General features: G+C 55.9%; 21 protein-coding genes. 10 read left to right on the plus strand and 11 right to left on the minus strand.

All coding sequences use genetic code 11. From position 1 onward, the window contains the following. Positions 1 to 58: 58 nt before the first annotated feature. Positions 59 to 394: a universal stress protein UspB gene (gene uspB, locus CRO33_RS20605; protein ID WP_034819764.1), complete on the minus strand. Its 336-nt coding sequence runs from the start codon at positions 392 to 394 to the stop codon at positions 59 to 61. Positions 395 to 815: 421 nt separating this feature from the next. Between uspB and uspA the strand changes: the two genes are divergently transcribed. Further along, entirely contained in the window at positions 816 to 1,253 is a 438-nt protein-coding gene (gene uspA / locus CRO33_RS20610) for a universal stress protein UspA (RefSeq protein WP_034819767.1), read from the plus strand. 102 nt (positions 1,254 to 1,355) lie between these two features. Here uspA and rsmJ read toward each other — a convergent pair whose 3' ends face one another. Continuing rightward, on the minus strand, positions 1,356 to 2,105 hold the full coding sequence (gene rsmJ / locus CRO33_RS20615; protein WP_058960645.1) for a 16S rRNA (guanine(1516)-N(2))-methyltransferase RsmJ: 750 nt from the start codon (positions 2,103 to 2,105) through the stop codon (positions 1,356 to 1,358). Positions 2,106 to 2,113: 8 nt separating this feature from the next. After that, positions 2,114 to 4,156 (minus strand): oligopeptidase A, encoded by a 2,043-nt coding sequence (prlC, locus tag CRO33_RS20620; protein ID WP_097119401.1) that lies wholly within the window; start codon positions 4,154 to 4,156, stop codon positions 2,114 to 2,116. Positions 4,157 to 4,379: 223 nt separating this feature from the next. Between prlC and CRO33_RS20625 the strand changes: the two genes are divergently transcribed. Together CRO33_RS20625 and CRO33_RS20630 are read left to right on the plus strand one after the other, a co-directional pair. After that, positions 4,380 to 5,222, plus strand: a complete 843-nt coding sequence (locus CRO33_RS20625; RefSeq protein WP_034819774.1) for a 23S rRNA (adenine(2030)-N(6))-methyltransferase RlmJ — start codon at positions 4,380 to 4,382, stop codon at positions 5,220 to 5,222. A gap of 62 nt (positions 5,223 to 5,284) precedes the next feature. Beyond that, positions 5,285 to 6,100 (plus strand): CPBP family intramembrane glutamic endopeptidase, encoded by an 816-nt coding sequence (locus CRO33_RS20630; RefSeq protein ID WP_097119402.1) that lies wholly within the window; start codon positions 5,285 to 5,287, stop codon positions 6,098 to 6,100. Here CRO33_RS20630 and rnz read toward each other — a convergent pair. Then, positions 6,097 to 7,008 (minus strand): ribonuclease Z, encoded by a 912-nt coding sequence (gene rnz / locus CRO33_RS20635; RefSeq protein WP_097119469.1) that lies wholly within the window; start codon positions 7,006 to 7,008, stop codon positions 6,097 to 6,099. The genes CRO33_RS20630 and rnz overlap by 4 nt on opposite strands. Before the next feature lie 125 nt (positions 7,009 to 7,133). On the opposite strand from rnz, the gene gorA reads away from it, so the two are divergent. Beyond that, positions 7,134 to 8,486 (plus strand): glutathione-disulfide reductase, encoded by a 1,353-nt coding sequence (gorA, locus tag CRO33_RS20640; protein ID WP_097119403.1) that lies wholly within the window; start codon positions 7,134 to 7,136, stop codon positions 8,484 to 8,486. Positions 8,487 to 8,513: 27 nt separating this feature from the next. On the opposite strand, the gene CRO33_RS20645 is transcribed toward gorA, so the two are convergent. After that, positions 8,514 to 9,512 carry a LacI family DNA-binding transcriptional regulator gene (locus CRO33_RS20645; RefSeq protein ID WP_176505807.1) on the minus strand — a complete coding sequence of 333 codons (999 nt, stop codon included), beginning with the start codon at positions 9,510 to 9,512 and terminating at the stop codon, positions 8,514 to 8,516. A gap of 108 nt (positions 9,513 to 9,620) precedes the next feature. Here CRO33_RS20645 and CRO33_RS20650 point away from each other — a divergent pair, with 108 nt between their 5' ends. From CRO33_RS20650 to CRO33_RS20665, 4 genes are all read left to right on the plus strand, one after another. Beyond that, positions 9,621 to 10,370, plus strand: coding sequence for an SDR family oxidoreductase (locus CRO33_RS20650; RefSeq protein WP_176505808.1), 750 nt, complete (start codon positions 9,621 to 9,623; stop codon positions 10,368 to 10,370). Between the two features lie 19 nt (positions 10,371 to 10,389). Further along, a complete protein-coding gene (locus tag CRO33_RS20655) occupies positions 10,390 to 12,003 on the plus strand; it encodes an FGGY-family carbohydrate kinase (protein ID WP_097119405.1) in 1,614 nt (537 codons plus the stop codon). 230 nt (positions 12,004 to 12,233) lie between these two features. Beyond that, on the plus strand, positions 12,234 to 13,166 hold the full coding sequence (locus CRO33_RS20660; RefSeq protein WP_097119406.1) for a nucleoside recognition family protein: 933 nt from the start codon (positions 12,234 to 12,236) through the stop codon (positions 13,164 to 13,166). 259 nt (positions 13,167 to 13,425) lie between these two features. Beyond that, positions 13,426 to 14,205 carry an L-threonylcarbamoyladenylate synthase gene (locus tag CRO33_RS20665; RefSeq protein WP_097119407.1) on the plus strand — a complete coding sequence of 260 codons (780 nt, stop codon included), beginning with the start codon at positions 13,426 to 13,428 and terminating at the stop codon, positions 14,203 to 14,205. A gap of 44 nt (positions 14,206 to 14,249) precedes the next feature. Here CRO33_RS20665 and CRO33_RS20670 read toward each other — a convergent pair whose 3' ends face one another. Beyond that, positions 14,250 to 15,266 (minus strand): zinc-dependent alcohol dehydrogenase family protein, encoded by a 1,017-nt coding sequence (locus tag CRO33_RS20670; protein ID WP_097119408.1) that lies wholly within the window; start codon positions 15,264 to 15,266, stop codon positions 14,250 to 14,252. A gap of 134 nt (positions 15,267 to 15,400) precedes the next feature. Beyond that, positions 15,401 to 16,222, minus strand: coding sequence for an SDR family oxidoreductase (locus CRO33_RS20675; protein WP_097119409.1), 822 nt, complete (start codon positions 16,220 to 16,222; stop codon positions 15,401 to 15,403). 95 nt (positions 16,223 to 16,317) lie between these two features. Between CRO33_RS20675 and CRO33_RS20680 the strand changes: the two genes are divergently transcribed. Further along, a complete protein-coding gene (locus CRO33_RS20680) occupies positions 16,318 to 17,220 on the plus strand; it encodes a LysR family transcriptional regulator (protein WP_097119410.1) in 903 nt (300 codons plus the stop codon). Between the two features lies 1 nt (position 17,221). Here the strand turns inward: CRO33_RS20680 and CRO33_RS20685 are convergent, their stop codons facing one another. Continuing rightward, positions 17,222 to 17,863: a hydrolase gene (locus CRO33_RS20685; RefSeq protein WP_097119411.1), complete on the minus strand. Its 642-nt coding sequence runs from the start codon at positions 17,861 to 17,863 to the stop codon at positions 17,222 to 17,224. Positions 17,864 to 18,116: 253 nt separating this feature from the next. On the opposite strand from CRO33_RS20685, the gene CRO33_RS20690 reads away from it, so the two are divergent. Continuing rightward, entirely contained in the window at positions 18,117 to 19,034 is a 918-nt protein-coding gene (locus CRO33_RS20690) for a bestrophin family protein (protein WP_097119412.1), read from the plus strand. Positions 19,035 to 19,154: 120 nt separating this feature from the next. Here the strand turns inward: CRO33_RS20690 and CRO33_RS20695 are convergent, their stop codons facing one another. The 3 genes from CRO33_RS20695 to CRO33_RS20705 all read right to left on the minus strand — a co-directional run bounded on the left by CRO33_RS20695 (position 19,155) and on the right by CRO33_RS20705 (position 22,247). After that, positions 19,155 to 20,000: an alpha/beta hydrolase gene (locus CRO33_RS20695; protein ID WP_097119413.1), complete on the minus strand. Its 846-nt coding sequence runs from the start codon at positions 19,998 to 20,000 to the stop codon at positions 19,155 to 19,157. Positions 20,001 to 20,523: 523 nt separating this feature from the next. Continuing rightward, positions 20,524 to 20,871, minus strand: coding sequence for a hypothetical protein (locus tag CRO33_RS20700; protein ID WP_097119414.1), 348 nt, complete (start codon positions 20,869 to 20,871; stop codon positions 20,524 to 20,526). A gap of 26 nt (positions 20,872 to 20,897) precedes the next feature. Next, the gene (locus CRO33_RS20705; RefSeq protein WP_097119415.1) at positions 20,898 to 22,247 is read right to left on the minus strand and encodes a cation:proton antiporter; all 1,350 of its coding nucleotides are present in this window, start codon (positions 22,245 to 22,247) and stop codon (positions 20,898 to 20,900) included. Positions 22,248 to 22,257 lie beyond the last annotated feature (10 nt).

Genomic DNA, 22,257 nt, shown 5'->3' on the forward strand with positions numbered 1-22,257 from the left:
TAGCGGCAAACAAGAGGGCGACTGTTCAACACAGGTCGCCCTTTTTTATTGCCGCTATTTAATGCCAGATCGCCAGGCCAACCAGACTCACCACCACCAAAAAACAGAGCCCGCTGGTCAGGACAAACTGCCTGCGTACGCGCTCGCAGCGGCGAATAAATTCGTCGTCGTGATGATCGCGATAGCGTTTATCCCAGATATAACGCACCAGCCGCACCTGCTTGCTCGGCTGACCATGAGACGTGAAGAAACCCGCCCCATCCACATATTGATACAGCAGCGGATCGCAACCGCGCAGCACAGCCAATAGCGAGCGCAAAGAAGAGAAGTAGCGCGCCATATTCACCAGACAAACCACACACAGAGCCCAAAAAAGCGCGATAGTGCTGATCATGTTCCCCTCCCAGCTGGAGCCGCAATGACGTCGAAGGCAGCGGGGAAATGCTGTAGACGCCCCACGGGAAATTAACCAGCCACAGATGAATCGAATTGCATTGTTGTTATGCGAACCCGAGCGCGTTACCCAGACGGCAGTGGCACTCATTTTCAGTGTAGGAGATCTGTTCAATTTTTTTCCAGCGATGATTTTCGTTCACCGCGAGTGAAAATTGCGATAGCGCTTGATCTTCCTCACAAGCGAGCCGTGGATTGCAGCATTTGTTAACAACTCTGGCTATACTCAGGTCATAACAACAGAACGCCTGCAGGGCATAAATTGTGGTTGGTGGCGCTTCATCGCTGTTTCGCGCAAAGGATTTCGCTCGCCGAGCGGCGGGAATTCAGGTAGCCCCAGAATCTTGAGAAGGAGTTTTATCATGGCTTATAAACACATCCTGATTGCAGTAGACCTTTCCCCGGAAAGCCAGTTGCTGGTTGATAAAGCCGTTTCACTGGCCCGTCCTTATGATGCAAAAATCTCGCTGATCCACGTTGATGTGAATTACTCAGACCTTTATACCGGGCTGATTGACGTCAATCTGGGCGACATGCAGAAACGCATTTCTGAGGAGACGCACACCGCGCTGAAAGAACTTTCTACCAACGCCGGTTATCCGATCAGTGAAACCCTGAGCGGCAGCGGCGATCTCGGCCAGGTGCTGGTGGATGCGATTAAGAAATACGATGTGGATTTAGTGGTCTGTGGCCACCATCAGGATTTCTGGAGCAAGCTGATGTCATCAGCGCGCCAGCTGATCAACACCGTGCATATCGATATGCTGATTGTGCCGCTGCGTGACGAAGAAGACGAATAAAAACAGGGCCAGTAATGGCCCTGTTTTTTTGGTAGCGGCGTAATACATCGCGCGTCTTTAAACCCCGCGCGATAAATCACGCCGCAACGCCATTATGCAGAATCATACCAATGGCGGATAAATATCAAAGCGATGGCTTTTGGTGACCACGGCCGATTGGGTTGCAACGCCCGCTAACGGCGGCGCGTAATCCGGGCGTTTCACCACAATGCGCTTCTTCGCCAGACGACGAGCGGGTTCCAGCAGCGCATCGGCATCCTCATCGGGCCCCACCAGCGACTGAAACACCCGCATCTCCTTCTTCACCATCGCGCTCTTTTGACGATGGGGATACATCGGATCGAGATACACCACATCTGGCGCGGGCGTGATATCACTCAACGCCTGCTGACTCACCACATGCAGCAGCGTCAGACGTTCACGCAGCCAGCCGCCAATCTCCGCATCTTCATAGCCACGACGTAAGCCATCATCGAGCAGAGCCGCAACCACCGGATGGCGTTCCAGCATGCGCACCCGGCAACCCAGCGCCGCCAGCACAAAGGCATCGCGCCCCAATCCTGCCGTTGCGTCGATCACGTCCGGCAAATAGCCACCTTTGATGCCCACCGCTTTCGCCACCGCCTCGCCGCGCCCACCGCCAAACTTGCGGCGATGCGCCATAGCTCCGGTGACAAAATCCACAAAGATGCCACCCAGTTTAGGCTCATCCAGTTTGCGCAGCTCAAGGCGCTCCGGCGTCAGCACCAGGGCCATTACAGCCTGATCGTCATGCTGTAAGCCCCAGCGCTGCGCCAGATGTAATAAGGCGCCGTCTCCGGCGCCTGATTCATCGATTAAACCGATTTTCACAAGCAGGCTTATCCCTGAATTCCGTAGTGTTCCAGCATCGCATCCAGCTGTGGTTCACGGCCACGGAAGCGTTTGAACAGCTCCATTGGCTCTTCGGAACCGCCGCGCGTCAGGATGTTGTCGAGGAACGACTGGCCGGTTTCACGGTTGAAGATGCCCTCTTCTTCGAAGCGCGAATAGGCATCCGCCGCCAGCACGTCGGCCCACAGATAGCTGTAGTAACCTGCGGCATAACCGCCGGCGAAGACGTGGCTAAACGCATGCGGGAAGCGGCCCCACTCCGGGCTTGGCACCACGGCAACCTGTTTCTTCACTTCACGCAGGGTTTCGAGGATTTGCGCACCTTTTTCCGGATTGAACTCGGTATGCATACGGAAATCGAACAGGCCGAACTCCAGCTGACGCAGGATAAACAGCGCCGCCTGATAGTTCTTCGCTGCCAGCATTTTATCCAGCAGATCTTTCGGCAGCGGTTCGCCGGTCTCGTAGTGGCCGGAGATAAACGCCAGCGCGTCCGGCTCCCAGCACCAGTTTTCCATAAACTGGCTTGGCAGCTCGACCGCATCCCACGGCACACCGCTGATACCCGACACGCCCGGCGCTTCGATGCGCGTCAGCATGTGGTGCAGGCCGTGACCAAACTCGTGGAACAAGGTGGTGACTTCATCATGGGTAAACAGCGCGGGCTTGCCCTGTACCGGACGGTTGAAGTTACAGGTAAGGTACGCCACCGGCTTCTGCAGGCTGCCATCGGCTTTACGCATCTGGCCGACGCAATCGTCCATCCACGCCCCGCCACGCTTGTGTTCACGCGCATACAGGTCAAGATAGAAACTGCCGCGCAGCTCGCCGCTTTCATCAAACAGGTCGAAGAAGCGCACATCTGGATGGTACACATCCACGTCTTTACGCTCTTTGGCGGTGATGCCGTAAATGCGTTTCACCACTTCAAACAGGCCGCTCACCGCACGCTCTTCCGGGAAGTACGGACGCAGTTGCTCATCGCTGATGGTGTAGAGATGCTGTTTCTGCTTCTCGCCGTAATAGGTGAGATCCCACGGATTCATCTCGTCAACGCCATACTCTTTTTTGGCGAAGGCGCGCAGCTGAGCTAACTCTTTCTCACCCTGCGGACGCGCACGTTTGGCGAGGTCGGTCAGGAAGTCGATCACCTGAGCCGGGTTCTCAGCCATCTTGGTCGCCAGTGATTTGTGCGCGAAGGAGTCAAAGCCCAGCAGCTGTGCCAGTTCGTGACGCAATGCCAGCTCTTCGGCCATGATCGGGCCGTTATCCCATTTACCGGCGTTGGGACCCTGCTCAGAAGCACGCGTTGAATAGGCGCGGTACATCTCTTCACGCAGCGCGGCGTTATCGCAATAGGTCATGACTGGCAGATAGCTTGGAATATCCAGCGTCAGCAGCCAGCCTTCTTGTTCTTTAGCTTCGGCCTGCGCTTTGGCCGCAGCCAGCGCGCTTTCTGGCATGCCCGCCAGATCGGCCTCATCGGTGATCAACTTGCTCCAGCCCATGGTGGCGTCGAGCACGTTGTTGCTGTAGGTCGAACCCAGCTCAGACAGGCGCGCGGCAATTTCGCCGTAGCGCTTCTGCTTCTCTTTATCGAGACCGATACCGGAGAGTTCGAAATCACGCAGTGCGTTATCCACCGCTTTCTTCTGTGCGATATCCAGCGCGGCATAGCTGTCGCCCTGTTTCAGATCGCGATAAGCCTGATACAGGCCTTCGTTCTGTCCCACCCAGGTGCTGTATTCTGACAGCAGCGGCAGCGTCTGCTCATAAGCTTCACGCAGTTCCGGGCTGTTCTTCACCGAATTCAGGTGGCTAACCGGCGAGAAAATACGGCTCAGACGGTCATCCACTTCTGCCAGTGGCTGCACTAAATTGTCCCAAGTGTAAGGTGCACCCTGTGCTACAACGCGTTCAACTTCAGCGCGGCAGTTGTTCAGCGCTTCAGTCACAGCGGGAACCACGTGCTCAGGTTTAATCGCGGAAAACGGCGGTAGCGTGTAAGGGGTGAGTAACGGATTGGTCATAAGCGCAGTCCTTTCTTCATGGAGTGGGGGTGGCGCGCAATGGCGCGACGCAATCTTTCTAACATGCGGTCAGTTAACGTGAAAATCAATGCTACTGAGAATGGACCCGTAAAGAAAAAAGCGCGAGCGCCGAAACGTCAGCAATTTTTACGCAGCGCGGCTATAATCGCGCCACACACGATGTTTTTATCTCCTTTGATCCAACCGCGGACCCCTCTTTTTTATGCTGAGTTATCGCCACAGTTTTCATGCCGGCAACCATGCCGACGTGCTCAAACATACCGTTGAAAGCCTGATCCTCACCGCCCTGATGGAGAAGGAAAAACCGTTTCTCTATCTGGATACCCACGCCGGTGCCGGACGTTACCAGCTGAGCGGAGAGCACGCCGAGCGTACCGGTGAATATCTGGAAGGCATTGCGCGCATCTGGCAGCAGCCGGACGCGCCAGAACTGCTGAAGCCTTATCTGACGGCCGTTCGCAACCTCAACCCGCATGGCACCTTGCGCTACTACCCAGGCTCGCCGCTGATCGCCCGCTATCTGCTGCGTGAAGAGGACAAGCTGGAGCTGACCGAACTGCACTCCAGCGACTATCCGCTGCTACGTTCCGAATTCAGCAAAGATGCCCGTGCACGCGTAGCGCGTGGCGACGGCTATCAGCAGTTAAAAGCCAAACTGCCTCCGCTAAGCCGTCGTGGTCTGATTCTGATCGATCCGCCGTACGAAATGAAAAGCGATTATCAGGATGTGGTGAAAGGCATTCAGGAAGGCTACAAACGCTTTGCTACCGGTGTGTATGCGCTGTGGTATCCGGTGGTGCTGCGCCAGCAAATCAAACACATGATTAAAGACCTGGAAGCTAGCAACATCCGCAACATCTTGCAGATCGAACTAGCGGTGCGTCCGGATAGCGATCAACGCGGCATGACTGCCTCCGGCATGATCGTGATTAACCCGCCGTGGAAGCTGAAAGCGCAGATGGAAGAGCTGCTGCCGTGGCTGCATCAGAAGCTGGTGCCGGCGGGTACCGGTCACTACAGCGTGACGCAGATCGTTCCAGAATAACGGGCTTATAGGGTGCGGTTTCTGAGCCGCCCCTTGCCGTTGCCCTTCTAAGGACACTTTTTATGTGGATCATTCTGGCTGGCGCACTCACTGTGCTGTCACCTGCCAAACGCCTTGCCGTACTTCTGCTGTTATTGGCGACGATAATGGGCCTGTTCCAGGATGTGCTGGACTGGCCTGCTCTCGCCATTTTAGGTGCCATCGCTTTGCTGGCGTGGGTGCGGGTGGAAAATCCCACCAACCGTGCCTTGCTGCTGATCAGCGAAGCGCTGCTGGTGCTGATCGCCGGTGGCCTGTTCCTGCATCTGCTGCCTGGCTTTAACAACCCGCGCCAGATCGAGGAGATGCAGGTTGGCCCCAACAGTGTGCCGTTCAGCTTCTACTACAACTTTGATAAAGCGCTGATTCCCTTTGTGCTGCTGGCTGCCTTGCCCACGCTGTTCCGTGCGCAGCAGTTTCCTGCGCCGCACAAGATTCTGTGGCTGCTGTTACTGGCGGCGATCCCGCTGCTGCTGTACGTCGCGGTGCTGCTGGGTGGACTGGCGATTGAGCCACACTGGCCGGACTGGCTCGGCAGCTTTATGCTGGCAAACCTGTTCTTTGTTTCGCTGGCCGAAGAAGCGTTCTTCCGTGGCTATGTGCAACAGCGCCTGCGCCAGAAAATCGGTGGCGTAGCGGCACTGTTGCTCACCGCACTGCTGTTTGGTCTGGCGCACTTCCCTGGCGGCATGATGCTGGTGGTCTTCGCCACTCTGGCCGGGTTAATTTACGGCCTGGCGTGGCACTGGAGCGGGCGTGTGTGGGTCGCCACCGGCGTCCATTTCCTGTTCAACATGACGCACCTGCTGTTCTTTACCTATCCGGCGTTACAGCACTAAATTTCGAACACCGCGAAATCCCGTGCCAGCTCGGTCGCTGCAAACACCGACTGGCACTCCGCCAGCAGTCTCTCTCGATCGCTCGACAAATAACGCGAACTGAAGTGCGTGGCGATCATGCGTTTTGCACCTGCCAGTTTTGCTACCTCGGCCGCCTGAATCGTCGTGGAGTGGCCGCGACCATTGGCTTTTTCGGCCATTGCGGCTTCCAGCGTGGTTTCATGCACCATCACATCCGCATCAGCCGCCAGCTCAAGTGCCACTTCGGTCGGGCCGGTATCACCGAATATCGCCACCACTTTGCCCCTGGTCGCCGGACCGAGATACGCCGCGCCGTTAATTTCGCGCCCATCCTCCAACCGGATGCGTTTACCCTCTTTCAAATCCTGATACCAGGGCCCGCGCGGCACGCCTTCCGCTTTCAGGCGCGGCGCATCGAGGAAGCCCGGTTTATCATGCTGTTCAATGCGATAGCCATAGCACTCCACCACATGATTCATCGGATAGGCGATGACGCGGAACTCGCCATCATCCAGCACTTCGCCCGCTTCAATTTCGACGATCTCAAGTGGGAAGCCGGTGTAAGAACCACTGAGACTGAGCGCCGTCTCGACAAACTGTTTGATGCCTTTTGGACCGTAAATCGTCATCGGCTCCAGCAGCCCGGCCATCGAACGGCTGGTGAGCAAGCCCGGAAGACCGAAGATGTGGTCACCGTGCAAGTGGGTAATAAAGATTTTTTCCAGCCTGCTCGGCTTGAGTGCGGAGCGCATAAACTGGTGCTGCGTCGCTTCACCGCAGTCGAACAGCCAGGTGTCGCCCCGTTTCGACAGCGTCAATGCAATCGCCGTGACGTTACGTTGCAGGCTCGGCGCACCCGCGCCGGTGCCGAGAAAAGTCAGATGCATAATGTCTTCCATGTAAGCGGAACCTGGATTTAACCCTATCACAAACATAGGCTGAACCTTTGCGCCTCTTGCGCAAGCAGCGTTACACTCTATGCCAATTTTCTCCCAAAAGATGGACATTCCGCATGACCCGACATTTTGACTACCTCGCCATCGGCGGCGGCAGCGGCGGTATCGCCTCAATTAACCGTGCCGCGATGCATGGCCAGAAATGCGCGCTGATCGAAGCGAAAGAATTGGGCGGCACCTGTGTCAACGTTGGCTGCGTGCCGAAAAAAGTGATGTGGCATGCCGCGCAGATTGCCGAAGCTATTCACCTGTACGGCCCGGACTACGGTTTCGATACCACCGTGAACAATTTTGACTGGTCAGTGCTGGTGAAAAACCGCAGCGCCTATATCGATCGCATCCACACCTCGTATGACAACGTGCTGGGTAAAAACAACGTCGAAGTGATCAAGGGCTTCGCCCGCTTTATCGATGCCAACACCGTGGAAGTGAATGGCGAAACCATCACGGCCGATCACATCCTGATCGCCACAGGCGGTCGTCCAAGCCATCCAAAAGTGCCTGGCGGGGAATACGGTATCGACTCTGACGGTTTCTTTGAGCTTGATGCGCTGCCGAAGCGTGTCGCGGTGGTCGGCGCAGGGTATATCGCGGTGGAACTTGCCGGTGTGGTCAACGCACTGGGCGCCGAAACCCATCTGTTTGTGCGTAAGCATGCGCCACTGCGCAGTTTCGATCCGCTGATTGTCGATACGCTGGTAGAAGTGATGCAGGCCGAAGGCCCAACGCTGCATACCGAGTCGATTCCAAAAGCGGTGATCAAGAACGCCGACGGCAGCCTGACGCTGCAGCTGGAAAATGGCCATGAGCAAACTGTCGATTGCCTGGTGTGGGCGATTGGTCGTGAACCGGCTACTGACAATCTCAACCTGTCCGTAACCGGTGTCGCGCTGAACGAGAAAGGCTATATCAACGTTGATAAGTTCCAGAACACCAACGTGAAAGGCATCTATGCGGTGGGCGATAACACCGGCGCGGTGGAACTGACCCCCGTCGCCGTCGCCGCCGGCCGTCGCCTCTCCGAGCGTCTGTTCAACAACAAACCCGACGAGCACCTGGATTACAGCAATGTGCCGACCGTGGTATTCAGCCATCCACCGATTGGTACCGTTGGTTTGACCGAACCGCAGGCGCGCGAGCAGTACGGCGACGACCAGGTGAAAGTGTATAAATCTTCCTTCACCGCGATGTACACCGCCGTCACCCAGCATCGCCAGCCGTGCCGCATGAAGCTGGTGTGCGTTGGCCCGGAAGAGAAGATTGTCGGCATTCACGGTATCGGTAACGGTATGGACGAGATGCTGCAAGGCTTCGCTGTGGCACTGAAGATGGGCGCTACCAAGAAAGATTTCGACAACACCGTGGCGATTCATCCGACGGCGGCGGAAGAGTTTGTCACCATGCGTTGATCAATGGGGCGGCATTTGCCGCCCTTTTTACTGCATCAGCAACACCGGCACTTCCACTACCGCCACGTCCTGCTCACCGCTCTCCATCAGGCGGAACACCGTTTCCATCATGCCTGCCACATCCTGTTTCACCATGCTGATGTCTTTACACAACAGCGCGACGAACGGGTCCCAGTCGAAACAGCCAATCGCCGGGTGTTTATCATCGGATAACAGATCCTCAGCACGCAGAAACTGCACCACCCCTTCCAGCGAAATGGTCGAATTCACAAACAGGCCAAATTGCCCCGTTACATACTGCTGAAAGTGATTTTTCAACGCCGTTTGCGCTTTTTCTGGCTCGTAGCCACACAGCAGCAGATTTTCCTCCGGCACAGAAATGCCTCGTTCCTGATGTGCCGCCAAAAAGCCGCGCAGGCGCTCTTTACTGTTGTGATCGCTGGCACGCCCCCCGATAAAAATCAGCGGCTGCGGGCACTTCTCCAGCAGGCTACGCGTCAGGCTCAATGCGCCATTGAAGTTATCCGAAATCACTGAAGGCGCCAGCGAACCGGGCAGATCAAGATTCAGCGAGGGAACGCCCGCGGCCTGACAAAGTGCAGTGATACGATCTGGATCGGTGGCCCCGGTCACCACCATGTAATCCACCTGCCAGGAGAGCATGGTGCGCGCCGCTTCGAGTTCCAAATCAGGATCGCGCTGTGTGCAGGTAATGACCGGGAACAGGCCACGATCGCGCGCCATCTGCTCAAAACTTTCCACGATTGAGCCAAAATAGCGGTTGTCGTATTTAGGCACGATCATACCGATGGTTTTCGAGCGCGTGGTTCGCAGCATGCTGGCCTGTCGATTCAGCGCATAACCCTGCTCTTGCGCAATCCGGCTCACCTTCTCAGCAGTGCTGGCACTGATGCGCCGCTTCTTCCAGTTGCCGCTTAAAATCGCGCTCACCGCGCTTGCCGAAACTCCCGTGAGTTCCGCGAGGTCATAAATGGTGGTTTTCTTGTTTTTGCCGATCCCCGTCACAGAACCCATCCCTTTATTGCTCTTTTTGTTGCTGGTTAAAAGTCGGGGTGATAGTTGTGCTTCATCGATTGAGCACCACCTAAAACGCCATTGATAAAGGATTATAAGATGAACACGAACCTCTTCTCCATGCATAACCCACTCAACGGAAAAGTTGCCGCCATTACTGGCGCTGCCTCCGGTATCGGTCTGGAATGCAGCAAAGTGCTGCTGCGGGCCGGGGCTAAAGTCGTCCTGATCGATCGTGACGGCGACAAGTTACAGCAGCTGGTGGCGGAACTAGGCCCTCAGGCACTGCCGCTGCAGATTGACCTGATGGACGGCAAACAGGTTGACGGGATTCTCGACGACATCCTCAAGCTGGCGGGCCGTCTGGATATTTTCCACGCCAACGCCGGTGCCTACATTGGCGGACCAGTGGCGGAAGGCGATCCCGATATCTGGGATCGCGTACTGAAACTCAACACCAGCGCGGCCTTTCGCTGCGTGCGTTCGGTGCTGCCGCATCTGATCGCGCAGAAATCGGGTGACATCATTTTCACCAGTTCGATTGCGGGCGTGGTGCCCGTGGTCTGGGAACCGATCTACACCGCATCCAAATTTGCAGTGCAGGCTTTTGTGCATTCAACCCGTCGTCAGGTGGCGCAGTCTGGTGTGCGCGTCGGTGCGGTACTGCCGGGTCCGGTGGTCACTGCCCTGCTCGATGACTGGCCGCAGGAGAAACTGGAGGACGCGCTGGCCAATGGCAGCCTGATGCAGCCCATTGAAGTGGCGGAATCGGTGCTGTTTATGGTGACACGTTCGCCGGGTGTCACAGTGCGCGATATTGTTATCCTCCCCAACAGCGTTGACCTGTAACCAGCCGAGGTGCAGCAGCATGAGTAACGAAAAATATCTGATTGGTGTCGATGTTGGTTCGGCCAGCGCTCGCGCGGGCGTGTTTGACCGCGCGGGAAATCTGTTAGGCCATGCAAAACAGTCCATCACCACCTTCCGTGCCCACGGTCATGTGGTTGAGCAATCCGCCAATGAGATTTGGCAGGCGGTCAGTCACTGCGTGCGCGAGGCGGTGGCCACTGCCGCTATCGATCCCGCTGCGGTGGCTGGCATTGGTTTCGATGCCACCTGCTCGCTGGTGGTGATCGATGAACAGGGGCAACCGTTGCCCGTCAGCCCAAACGGAGAGGCAGAACGCAATATTATTGTGTGGATGGATCACCGCGCGACGCGGCAGGCCGATGCCATCAATGCAACGAAACATCCGGTGCTCGACTATGTGGGCGGACGCATCTCACCGGAGATGGAGATGCCAAAGCTGCTGTGGCTGAAAACCCACAACCCGCAGACATTCCAGAACGCCGCACACTTTTTCGATCTCACCGATTACCTCAGCTGGCGCGCGACAGGCGATACGGCGCGCTCATCCTGCACCGTCACCTGTAAATGGAACTATCTTGCGCATGAGCAGCGCTGGGATGCCGACTACTTCAGTGCCATTGGCCTGCCGGAGTTTGCCGAGGAGAAGTTTGCGCGTATCGGACAGCAGATCGTCGAGCCAGGCACACCGTGCGGCACAGGTTTAACCGCGCAGGCCGCCGCCGACTTTGGCTTATCTGCTGGCACGCCCGTGGCCGCCGGGTTAATCGATGCCCATGCAGGCGGCGTCGGTACGCTGGGCGCAGATGGCAGCCCGGAGGATAAACTCGCCTATGTGTTTGGCACCTCGTCCTGCACCATGACGCCGACGCGTGAAGCCGCGTTTGTGCCAGGTGTGTGGGGTCCGTATTACTCGGCGATGGTGCCGGGTTTATGGTTGAGTGAAGGCGGACAAAGCGCGGCAGGCGCCGCCATCGACCGCCTGCTGGAGATGCATCCAGCGGCTGCAAGGGCACAGCAGGCTGCCGATGCCGCTGGCCTTTCACTGCCGGTTTACCTTGCGGAACAGGCTTTGCAGCAATCTCGCAGTGAATCAGCAACGGTGGATTTAGTCGAAGGTCTGCATATCGTGCCGGAATTTGCGGGTAATCGTGCACCTTTTGGCGACCCTTACGCGCGAGCGGTGATTTGCGGTCTGGGTATGGACAATGACGAAGCGAGCCTGATCGCACTGTATATCGCCGGCTTGTGCAGCCTCGGCTACGGCCTGCGCCAAATCATTGAGGCGCAAACCAGCAAGGGTATCGTCACGCGGTCGATTGTCATCAGCGGCGGCGCCGGGCAACACTCGCTGGTACGCCAGTTGCTGGCGGACAGCTGCCAGCTTCCTGTGCAATCCACCCACTGCCCTGAGCCGGTATTACTGGGTTCAGCGATTCTTGCCGCTGCCGCCAGTGGCGTATATTCCGACGTCACCTCGGCGATGGCCAACATGACCACCGATGAAAAGCGCTGGCATCCTGAGCCGTCGGTTTCGCCACTGCATCAGCACCGTTATGATGCATTTAAATTATTGCAGAGCACCGCGCGTAATATTCGTCAGATAAGCGAATAAACGTCGAATAATATTTCCGTGCGCCGCACAAACGTCGGCGCACGGTTATTTTGCCCTGCCATTTCCTGCAAGATAAAATTTAATTTCTTCACTACTCAAGTTTACACCACCGGGATACTATTTATCCCTTAGCTAGCGCCCTTCGCGCTGGCATTTTTATGCGTTTTTTAAGGCAAGGGGAGCTGTATGCTTATCGGTATTAAGCCGTGGTTCGAGGTTCAGGCAACCGCATGAATATCATCAGCATTATCATGTCTGCGGGCAAATCCTCGGTGGATGTCGCGTTGTACACGCTTATTCCTATCATGGTGGTGATGTTATTCATCATGAAATATCTGGAAGTGAAAGGTGTGCTGGATTTTGTGGTACGTCATTCCACACCGTTATTAAAACCTTTAGGTATTACCGGACTGGCATTATTTGCCCTGATCCAGCTGAACTTTGTCAGTTTCGCCGCGCCGTTAGCGGCATTAGCGATTATGGAAAAACGTGGCACTTCCGATCGCCATATGGCGGCCACGCTGGCGATGCTGTTTGCCATGGGGCAAGCCAACGCTTTTTATCCGCTGATTCCTGCCGGGCTCAACTGGAGTGCCGCGATACTCATCTCCATCTGCGGCGGGGTGCTGGCGGCAGCCACCACTTATCATTTCTTTGGGCGCAAGCTCTCGGATGCAGCGCTGCTCAATGAAGATGAAGCCGTTGCGAATAATGAAAGCAAAATGGGACTGATCGCCATCATCAACAGCGCGGGTGCGGACGCGATTCGTCTGGCGCTGGGATCGCTGCCGATGCTGATTCTCTCACTGTCGGTGGTGGGGATTTTGAAAGAGTCCGGCGGGATTGAGATGCTTACCCGGCTGGTTTCTCCGCTGCTGGACAGATTCAACATCTCTGAAGTGTATATTCTGCCTGCACTGACCAAATGCCTGGCAGGCGGCACCGCCTACTACGGCGTGGTAGCCGGGCTGGTCGAAAAAGGTTTATACAGTGCGCACAACATCAACGCCTCGGCGGGTTGGTTTATTCAGACCTTTGATTTGCCGGGGATTGGTATCTTCCTTGGCCTGTCGAGTCGTTTCCCGCGTCTGTTCCGTTTCGCCGTGCCGGGCATCATCCTCGGCATTGCGCTGCGCGGTGTGGCACACGCTCTGATATTTTAATTAACCCTGGCGCTGAAAGACTTATTCAGCGCCTTGTTTAAATAACACTACAATTCCCGCGTGTTATTTTAAATTAACCCTATTCCTTTCATCGTTATTTTCATCAGTTGCATCACCTTTAATTATCGTACTATTATCACCAGCATGGTTTTGCACAAACCCATTAATCCCGATGAATTATCCGGTTAATTAATTCCTTAATTACATTGCAGGTAATATTCCTGTACGTCATCTATTGATACGCAGATAGGGTAGATCCATGAGCGGTAAGCAAATAACTTGGAATGGCGGGTTACAACCTGAAGCCATCGAGATTTTGTCCCAGGACGGCGGCATGATTGTGAGCCCAACGAAAGTCGGTTACATCATCATGACCTCCGATAAAGCCGGGTTAGAGCGTAAGTTTGAAGCCAAGCAGCGCAAGCGCAACAAGCCAGGCGTGGTACTATGTGGCTCGCTGGAACAACTGCGTTCACTGGCTCAACTGACGCCGGAAATTGACCAGCTTTATCAGCAGCATTGGGATCAGGATATTTTGCTGGGCTGTATTTTACCGTGGCGCGAAGATGCGTTGGCGCGTATTCCGGCTGACGGTTCAAAAGAGCTGATGATGGATGGCCGCCAGACCAGTTGCTTCGTGATTAAATTTGGTCGCCCAGGCGAAAATATTGCGAAAGCGCTGTGGGAAGATCACGGGAAATTCTCTTTCGCCAGTTCAGCCAACCCATCGGGTCAGGGAAACCGTGGTCTGGTTGAGGGTATTGGCGAACGTATTGAATCGCGTGCCGATTTAATTATTGAAGCCAATGACTACGTGAAATCCATTCAGCCTAACGAAGAAAATAAAGTGCGCTACGAACAAGGCGTAATGGTGTCGATGGTCGATAGCGAAGGTCGTCTGATTCCACAGCAAAACGGCGAGCGTAAAATCACCCCGTGCCCGGTATTGATTCGCAAAGGCCTTGATGTCGATAAAATCATGGCGTTGCTGTCGGACATCTTCCCGTCCTGGGATTACCGTCACGGCGATTACTACTGATGTCACTAGCCTGTTTCCTGGTTTGGGAAACAGGCTAATTCGCGTTACCACTCCACGGTGATTTTGCCGAAGTGTCCCGCCGACTGCTGATGCTGGAAGGCCGCAGGCAGATCGTTCAGCGCACCGTAACTGTCACTGATCACCGGGCGAATACCCGTTTGCTCTAACGCGCGCACGAAATCCTGCTGCTGACGACGATGGCCGACAATCAACCCCTGAATACGCGCCTGCTTTGCCATCAATAGCGAGGTGGGTATCACGCCTTCGAACCCGGTCAGCACACCAATTAACGCGATATGACCGCCCACGCGCACCGCTTCAATCGACTGTGCCATGGTGCCCGGCCCGCCCAGTTCAATCACCACATCCGCGCCTTTGCCCTCAGTCAGCTGCTGAACCGCTTTGCCCCACTCCGGCGTGGTGCGATAGTTGATGCCCGCATCGGCCCCCAGCTCTTTGGCTCTGGCCAGCTTCTCATCCGATGAAGATGTGACAATCACTCGTGCGCCCATCGCTTTGGCAATTTGCAGCGCAGTAATCGACACGCCGCCGGTGCCCAACGTGACGATGGTATCGCCCGATTTAATCTGCGCATCGCCTACCAGTGCGCGCCATGCCGTCAGGCCTGATGTGGTAATCGTCGCGGCTTCGGCATGCCGCCAGCCGCGCGGTGCGAGGGTAAAGTGATGCGCAGGACGCACCACCACTTCGGCGGCAAAGCCGTCTGTTCCATCGCCGGGTGTCTGGGTGAAATTGCCGACCTGAGCAAACGGTAGCCCATCCTGCCACTGTGGGAAGAAACAGGACACCACATGGTCGCCGGGATTAAAGTCGGTGACGCCTGCACCGACCTCTTCGACCACGCCCGCACCGTCCGCCATCATAATGCGATCTTGCTCGGTGGGGATCGATCCGTTAGCCACCAGCAAATCGTGGAAGTTAAGTGAGGTGGCATGGATCGCCACGCGGATCTCTCCGGCGCCCGGTTTACCGGGATCGGGCAGATCCGCCAGCTGCAAGTGCTCTAAACCGCCGGGTTGTTTCAGGATCATCGCTTTCATAACCACTTTCTCCTTAGCAAAACGCTCAATACAAAGCATGCCGCTGCGAAACGTGCATGCCTTCTTTTGTGCGCTAAGTTTGGCAGCGATGCCGCTTCCCTGCCTGTTACTCCGTGCGGTTATGCGAAAAGCTTTTACACATCCGCACGATAGGCTATCTCTTTCTGCAAACGCAGCTCTGCCAGGCGTCGTTCCAGCGCGGCTTCGATATTGTCATACGCCGTGCTGCCCAGTGCCAGACGCAGCGGCATGGCGGGTTGATCCAGCGTGGCGATCATCGCGGTGACAGATTTCGCGGCATCGCCTTTGATCGCGAACTCGCCAGACATAATCGCGCGGCGCACTTCACCGGAGGCGGTGTCCCGATAAACATCCTGCGCCTCAGCAATATCCAGCCCGGCACCAAAGTGAGTGGCGGTTGGACCCGGCTCCACCAGCAGGAAATCGATGCCAAAGCTGGCAACTTCCTGGCGTACCGCTTCAACAAATCCTTCGATGCCCCACTTGCTGGCGTGATACAGGCTGAAGTTGGGATAAGCCACCTGCCCGCCTTCCGAGGAAACCTGCGCGATGCGCCCGCCGCCCTGCTGGCGCAGCAGCGGAATCACGGCGCGAATTAGCTGGATTGAGCCGGTGAGGTTGGTGGCGATCTGACGATCAATCTGCGTATCGCTCAGCTCTTCCGCCGCGCCAAACAAACCATAGGCGGCATTGCTGACCACCACATCGACGCGCTCAACGTTGGCAAATGCCTGCGCGATGGCTGGCGCAATGCTGGCGGTGTTCGCCAAATCCAGCATCATGACCTGTAACTGCCCACCGTATCGCGCTTGCAGACCCGCCATTGCCTCAGTGCGACGTACGCAGGCCAGCACGCGATCGCCACGTGCCAGTAAATCTTCACTCATCAAACGGCCCAGCCCACTGCTGGCACCGGTAATTAACCAAGTTTTCATTTTGTCGTCCTCCGGTTGAAAACCCGATGATAGATCGCTTTACTGGTGGTCATAATCTCCCTAATCGCGCATGACCTGGTGAGGAAATACCACCAATGAGAAGACCTTCCTGGCATGAACTTCAGGCCATCAAAACGTTGGGCGAGCAGCGCAGCTTCCGCCGTGCCGCTGAGATGCTCGGCCTGAAGCGCTCTTCACTCAGCCATCTGGTGAAAGCGCTGGAACAGAATCTGGGGGTACAGCTTTTTCAGCGCACGACCCGCAGCGTATCGCTCACTGATGCCGGGCAACAGTTAATCGATCGCCTCGCTCCACTACTGAATGAAATGGATGAAGTGCTACACGATGTCAGCGCCCGCCGCCAGCAGCACGCAGGCACCTTACGCATCAGTGCCAGCGATGCGGCTATTAGCATCCTGCTGGAAAAAGTGGTGCCGGGATTTTGCGCTGATTACCCGAACATTCAGCTCGATTTTGCCGCGCAGGGTGAACTGGTGGATATCACAGCCGCCGGGTTTGATGCCGGCATTCGGCTGATTGAAGATGTGCCGCAGGATATGGTGGCGATTGCGCTGGGCGGCCCGCTGAATTTTATCACCGTGGCTTCACCGGCCTATCTCGCCGCACACGCCCCCATCAAGCAGCCGCAGGATTTGTTGCAGCAGCAGTGCATTCGCCATCGTCTGCCGAGCGGGAAACGCTATCGCTGGGAGTATGAGAATGCGGGGAAACGCTATGAACTGGATGTACCGGGCACGATCACCTTAGATAATAACGCGCTGATGACCCGCGCGGCCATCAGCGGATTGGGCATTGCTTATGTACCGTCGCTTTACGCCGAAGCGGCGCTGCAATCCGGCCAGTTAGTGGAACTGCTCGCCGACTGGCGGGTGCAGTCGGCAGGTCTGGCCTTGTGGTTCCCGCCCAACCAGCATCAGTCGATGGCGCTGCGGCTGTTTATCGATGCTCTGAAAAACAGCCTGCCGCGCCAGTCGTAATTCAAGCCTGACGCTGTGGCGCTTTGTGCACCATGGTGTAAGCGTAATCCACGCCCATGCCGTATGCGCCGCTGTGCTCACGCACCAGATCCATCACCGCATCGTAGGTTTCTTTGCGTGACCAGTCGCGCTGGTATTCCAACAGCACTTGCTGCCAGGTCACCGGCACCGCACCGGCCTGCACCATGCGCTGAATCGAACGCTCGTGAGCATCGACGCTGGTGCCGCCTGAAGTATCGGTCACCACATACACTTCAAAGCCCTCTTTCAGCGCCATCAGGGCCGGGAAAGTCAGACACACTTCCGTCCAAAGCGCTGAAATAATCAATTTCTTACGGCCGGTTTTCTTCACCGCTTCAACGAATTTGGCATCTTCCCATGAGTTCATCGAGGTGCGTTCAATCGGCTTCGATTCCGGGTGCACCGCCAGCAGTTCTGGCCAGATGTAGCCGCTAAAACTTTCGGTTTCTACAGAGGTGTAAATCACCGGCACGTCGAAAACTTTGCCCGCTTTTGCCAAAGCGACGGTGTTATTTTTGAGCTGCTGGCGATCAATACTGGCGACGCCGAAAGCCATCTGCGGCTGGTGGTCGATAAAGATCAGAGTTGAGTTCTGTGGGTCGAGCAGGTCGAGTTTAGACATGATGTATTCCTCTAAAGTGTTTTTAAATTTGTGTGTTGTGCTGCTGGAATGAACTTTAGAGAAAGGGGCGATGAAGAGATAACGCAAAGAATTTTACAACTTGTTCAAACTGTTTTTAGAAGACTGATTTAAAAAGATAAATTAACACTCAACACAGCAATTTCAGCCTCAAATGCGCTGTTTTTCACATTGCTTCCGGTGTATCAGCAGGCGTAACCTGTGCCAACAAAATCATAAAAAACACCATCGCAAAATGATCGTACGTCCTCGTCAACACTGGTTCATCAGGTTGTTTGACTGGCACGGCTCGGTGCTGGTTAGCATTGTGTTTCGCCTGTCGCTCAACCTGCTGATGTCGGTGATCGCCATTATCGGCTATCCGTGGTACTCCACTTTCGGCATTCACCTCACGACTGCACCGTTCAGCTTGATTGGCGTGTCGATTGCCATCTTTCTTGGCTTCCGCAATAACGCCAGCTATGCGCGTTTTATTGAAGCGCGCACGCTGTGGGGCAATATGCACATCACGCAACGCTCACTGCTGCGCCAGATAAAATGCATTCGCGGCATCAGTGAAGCGCAAGTGCAGGAGTTTGTAGGGCTGCAGCTGGCATTTAGCTGGGCAATGAAACATCGGCTGCGTAAAACCGATGCGCAGGCCGATCTGGCGCGCTTGCTGCCGGAGAAGTGGCACAGTGCCGTATTGAGCCATCCGATGCCGACCTCACAGACCTTGTTATGCATGGGCGAATGGCTGGCGCAGCGGCGCGATGAGGGTTTGGTGTCGGATATTGTCTGGCAGAGTATCGATGACAATCTCAATCATCTGTCGGCTTATCTGGGCGGCTGCGATCGCCTTGCCAGCACGCCGATTCCGTTTGCCTACAGCCTGATTCTGCATCGCACCGTGTACCTGTTCTGTACCCTGCTACCGTTTGCGCTGGTGGCGGATTTGCATCTGATGACGCCGCTGGTGTCGGTGTTTATCTCGTACACCTTCCTGTCGCTGGAGTCACTGGCGGAAGAGCTGGAAGATCCGTTCGGCACTGCGCCCAACCATCTGCCACTGGATGCGCTGTGCGTGAATATCGAACGTAATTTGAAGGCGATGAACAATGATTTCCCGTTGCCGGAACCGCGCCAGCCGGATGAGCATTTTAATCTGACGTAATGCGTCCATTTGCCTGGCGCGCATAACAACACAGCCGGGCATATGGCTAACAGATCAGACCGACCACATAGCTAACACTTTTGTGGTCCGTCTCTTCGGATAATACGTTTTTTTGCCCGATTAACTGTGCAGATCCAGCCAGCGCACATACGCCTGATCCCAGAGCGCAGCAGGCGTACCCGCTTTCCCCAGACCAAAGCCATGCCCACCGCTGCTGAGTTCAATCAACTCCACTGGCACCTGCATCCGACGGCAGGCATCGCGCATCATTTCAGTGTTATGGGGATTGGAGGTGTGATCATCTTCCGCCTGCGCCAGGAACGTCGGTGGATATTGTCGGGTGACATAATTCTGCACTGACCAGTTCGCTTCCTGAGTGGGTGTCGCGTGATCGCCTACCATCATCAGGTGCGTCTTGGTGTTCTGATATGGCGCTTCAAGGGTGATGACCGGATAGATCAGGCCAACGCTATCGGCCGTTGGACGGATCTGGTCAAGCGGGTCCTGCGCCGGATAGGTTTCGAAATCAGGACGTGCGGCCGCCATGCCAAGCAGATGTCCGCCAGCGGAGAAGCCGAGCAGATGCACTTTACTCTCCATAGAACGCACCAGACGAATGGCGCGCTGCGCATCCTGCAGCGGCGCGAGGTTGCCCGCCTGCCACTTTTCTCCCGGCAAGCGGTAACTCAGCACATACACGGTGTAACCGTTGGCATTTAACCAGCGCGCCACCGGCCAGGCTTCACGCCCCATGCCGATAAAACGATAGCCGCCGCCAGCCGCCACGATCACCGCTTCGCCGTTGGGATTTTCCGGACGGAAACGCTGAATCGCGGGAGATACGATGTTGGTCCAGGAGCCGTTCATACTGACTTTCAACAGCCCAGACGGCCCACCGCCGCCCGGCGGATCGTCTGGCCACAATGGGATAATGTCATCACGGGCAAACAGTTTGCCTGCGGTCATCGAAAGGACGGTTGCCCCGGATGCTTGAAGAAAACCACGCCGTGTAAGTTTCATGCCCAGTAGCCAGTATTGAAAAATATGTCAGCCTTGTGGGCTGCGTCTCGTTATGTGATACGTGTCAACTTTCAACGCTGGCGATTATGTACGCATTTTGTACAAAAGATCCATAGAAAAAGCGCCTATAAAGGCGCTTATTTTATAGTGAATCCGCCAAATTTTTCCGCTAAATGAAAGAGAACACTCGAGATCACGTAATTGGTTAGACGCTGAAATCCCCTAAATAATTCGAGCTGTAGCAAGGCGGCAAGTGCGTGAGTCCCCGGGAGCTTACTTCAGTAAGTGACCGGGGCGAACAAACGCAGCCAACGCCGCTACAGCTTGAAGTATGACGGGGATTTAATTCCCTAAATAATTCGAGCTGTAGCAAGGCGGCAAGGATGCGAGTCCCAGGAGCTTACTGCAGTAAGTGACTGGGGCGAGCAGACGCAGCCAACGCCGCTACAGTTCGAAGTATGACGGGGATTTAATCCTGTTGCTGGAATTGGGTCATAACTGTTTGCTCGCACTGCTGCTGATTATGGCGCAGCTGCGCGCGCTCATCCTCGCCCAGTTCCATCCAGGCGCTAATCACTTCCTGCGCGATTTCTTCATTAAATTCAGGATTATCCACGGCGGATGAAGACTGGCTGCCAGCCAACTGAGACTTCATCTTCGCGGTATAGGTATCCAGATCGCTGGTCTTTTTTTCGCTGCTTACCAGATGGCACAACTGGCTGGCATACACATTCTCTTCGCTGGTGTTATCACCGTCAGCGGCGATGGCACTGGCGGAGAGCGAGAGCCCAACGAGGGCGATTAATATGGCTTTCATAACAGACTCCAGTAATTTCCAGAAAATCACTTTTGATTATGTTGCGCACGTGCCGCCTGACGGGCGGCACGCCAGTTTAATAACGGCGTCACCGTGATGCCGTGCAGTACGATGCTGCACACCACTAACGTCAACGCCATATCCACCATTTGCTCTGCTTGTGGGCCACGCATGCCGTGCACCCAGGCGTAAGCAATGTAATTGATACTGCCGATGCCGCGAATCCCCAGCCAGCCAATGAGCAAACGGCGCATGAGCGGTATCTCACAGCGCCAGGTGGTGATCCATACTGCCAGCGGACGCACGACCACAAACAGCAGCAGCGCGAGGCCAATGCCAGTTAGATTCCAGTGATGCGCCAGCGTGATACCCAGTACTACCATCAGGCCGGCAGCCAGCAGGCGTTCGATGGTATCGCCAAACGACAACGCATCGCCGACTACCAACCCCATTGATTTGACCATACCGCTGCCACCGTGCGCCAGTCGTTGATTGGGATTGACGCGCGCCTCAGCGGGCAAGTATTGCTCCTCTTCTGACAACTCGTCTTGCGGATAGTGCTTTACCACACGCAGCTCAGCGCGACGTAGCCCAACACCCGCCGCAAAGGTGGCGAGGAAGCCGGATGCATCTACCGCTTGCGCCGCCGCATAACTAAGCGCGATGAGTGCCAGCGCGAGAAAATCATTAGGTGCAATATCCTGATGCGCGCTGCGCAACTGGGTCGCCAGTTGGCCAATCAAGCGACCGAGCAGATAGCCAATGGCTACCCCGCCGCCGATGGCCCACAGCCCATCTCTCAACGCCCATTCACTCAAATGGCTGATACTCAGCGTATCGGACTGCATCATGAGCAGCGCCAGCATCAACAGCGGCAGCGCCGATCCATCGTTCATGCCCGCTTCGCTGGAAAGCGCCACGCGTAATGCGTCATCATCGCGCGCATCGTTAACGGAAATCAGGCTGGCCAGCACCGGATCGGTCGGTGCCACAATGGCACCAAATGCCAGCGACAGCGCCCAGTCAAAACCGGTCATCCAGTGCACCAGCAGCGTCATGCCGCCTACGGTGAGAAGCATGGCAGGAAACGCCAGCCGCACCCCCAGGCGCCAGGCATGGGCTGTGAGTGGCACGCGTAATTTAAGGCCTGTGATAAACAGCGAGGCTGCCATGGCGATTTCGGTGAGATGGGCGGCGAGTTCGGCGTGCCCGAGAATATCGAGTTGCAGCAGATTGAGCAGCCATGGGCCGCAGAGAATACCCGCGAACAGGTAAAGTCCAAATGCGGTCACTGGCCCACGGTGAATCCAACCGGAAGCCAGTGACATGAGAAGTAACAGACCACCGGTAGCGGCAGTCCAGGCCAGGAAGTTCATAACGCTCCGT

The sequence above is a fragment of the Pantoea sp. GL120224-02 genome (genome assembly GCF_900215395.1).
Taxonomy (GTDB): Bacteria; Pseudomonadota; Gammaproteobacteria; order Enterobacterales; family Enterobacteriaceae; genus Pantoea; species Pantoea communis.

What these genes read in the sequence shown, in the direction of transcription:
- uspB (WP_034819764.1), bottom strand. Translation starts at nt 394, where the DNA reads ATGATCAGCACTATCGCGCTTTTTTGGGCTCTGTGTGTGGTTTGTCTG.
- uspA (WP_034819767.1), top strand. Translation starts at nt 816, where the DNA reads ATGGCTTATAAACACATCCTGATTGCAGTAGACCTTTCCCCGGAAAGC.
- prlC (WP_097119401.1), bottom strand. Translation starts at nt 4,156, where the DNA reads ATGACCAATCCGTTACTCACCCCTTACACGCTACCGCCGTTTTCCGCG.
- CRO33_RS20625 (WP_034819774.1), top strand. Translation starts at nt 4,380, where the DNA reads ATGCTGAGTTATCGCCACAGTTTTCATGCCGGCAACCATGCCGACGTG.
- CRO33_RS20630 (WP_097119402.1), top strand. Translation starts at nt 5,285, where the DNA reads ATGTGGATCATTCTGGCTGGCGCACTCACTGTGCTGTCACCTGCCAAA.
- rnz (WP_097119469.1), bottom strand. Translation starts at nt 7,008, where the DNA reads ATGCATCTGACTTTTCTCGGCACCGGCGCGGGTGCGCCGAGCCTGCAA.
- gorA (WP_097119403.1), top strand. Translation starts at nt 7,134, where the DNA reads ATGACCCGACATTTTGACTACCTCGCCATCGGCGGCGGCAGCGGCGGT.
- CRO33_RS20650 (WP_176505808.1), top strand. Translation starts at nt 9,621, where the DNA reads ATGAACACGAACCTCTTCTCCATGCATAACCCACTCAACGGAAAAGTT.
- CRO33_RS20655 (WP_097119405.1), top strand. Translation starts at nt 10,390, where the DNA reads ATGAGTAACGAAAAATATCTGATTGGTGTCGATGTTGGTTCGGCCAGC.
- CRO33_RS20660 (WP_097119406.1), top strand. Translation starts at nt 12,234, where the DNA reads ATGAATATCATCAGCATTATCATGTCTGCGGGCAAATCCTCGGTGGAT.
- CRO33_RS20665 (WP_097119407.1), top strand. Translation starts at nt 13,426, where the DNA reads ATGAGCGGTAAGCAAATAACTTGGAATGGCGGGTTACAACCTGAAGCC.
- CRO33_RS20670 (WP_097119408.1), bottom strand. Translation starts at nt 15,266, where the DNA reads ATGAAAGCGATGATCCTGAAACAACCCGGCGGTTTAGAGCACTTGCAG.
- CRO33_RS20675 (WP_097119409.1), bottom strand. Translation starts at nt 16,222, where the DNA reads ATGAAAACTTGGTTAATTACCGGTGCCAGCAGTGGGCTGGGCCGTTTG.
- CRO33_RS20680 (WP_097119410.1), top strand. Translation starts at nt 16,318, where the DNA reads ATGAGAAGACCTTCCTGGCATGAACTTCAGGCCATCAAAACGTTGGGC.
- CRO33_RS20685 (WP_097119411.1), bottom strand. Translation starts at nt 17,863, where the DNA reads ATGTCTAAACTCGACCTGCTCGACCCACAGAACTCAACTCTGATCTTT.
- CRO33_RS20690 (WP_097119412.1), top strand. Translation starts at nt 18,117, where the DNA reads ATGATCGTACGTCCTCGTCAACACTGGTTCATCAGGTTGTTTGACTGG.
- CRO33_RS20695 (WP_097119413.1), bottom strand. Translation starts at nt 20,000, where the DNA reads ATGACCGCAGGCAAACTGTTTGCCCGTGATGACATTATCCCATTGTGG.
- CRO33_RS20700 (WP_097119414.1), bottom strand. Translation starts at nt 20,871, where the DNA reads ATGAAAGCCATATTAATCGCCCTCGTTGGGCTCTCGCTCTCCGCCAGT.
- CRO33_RS20705 (WP_097119415.1), bottom strand. Translation starts at nt 22,247, where the DNA reads ATGAACTTCCTGGCCTGGACTGCCGCTACCGGTGGTCTGTTACTTCTC.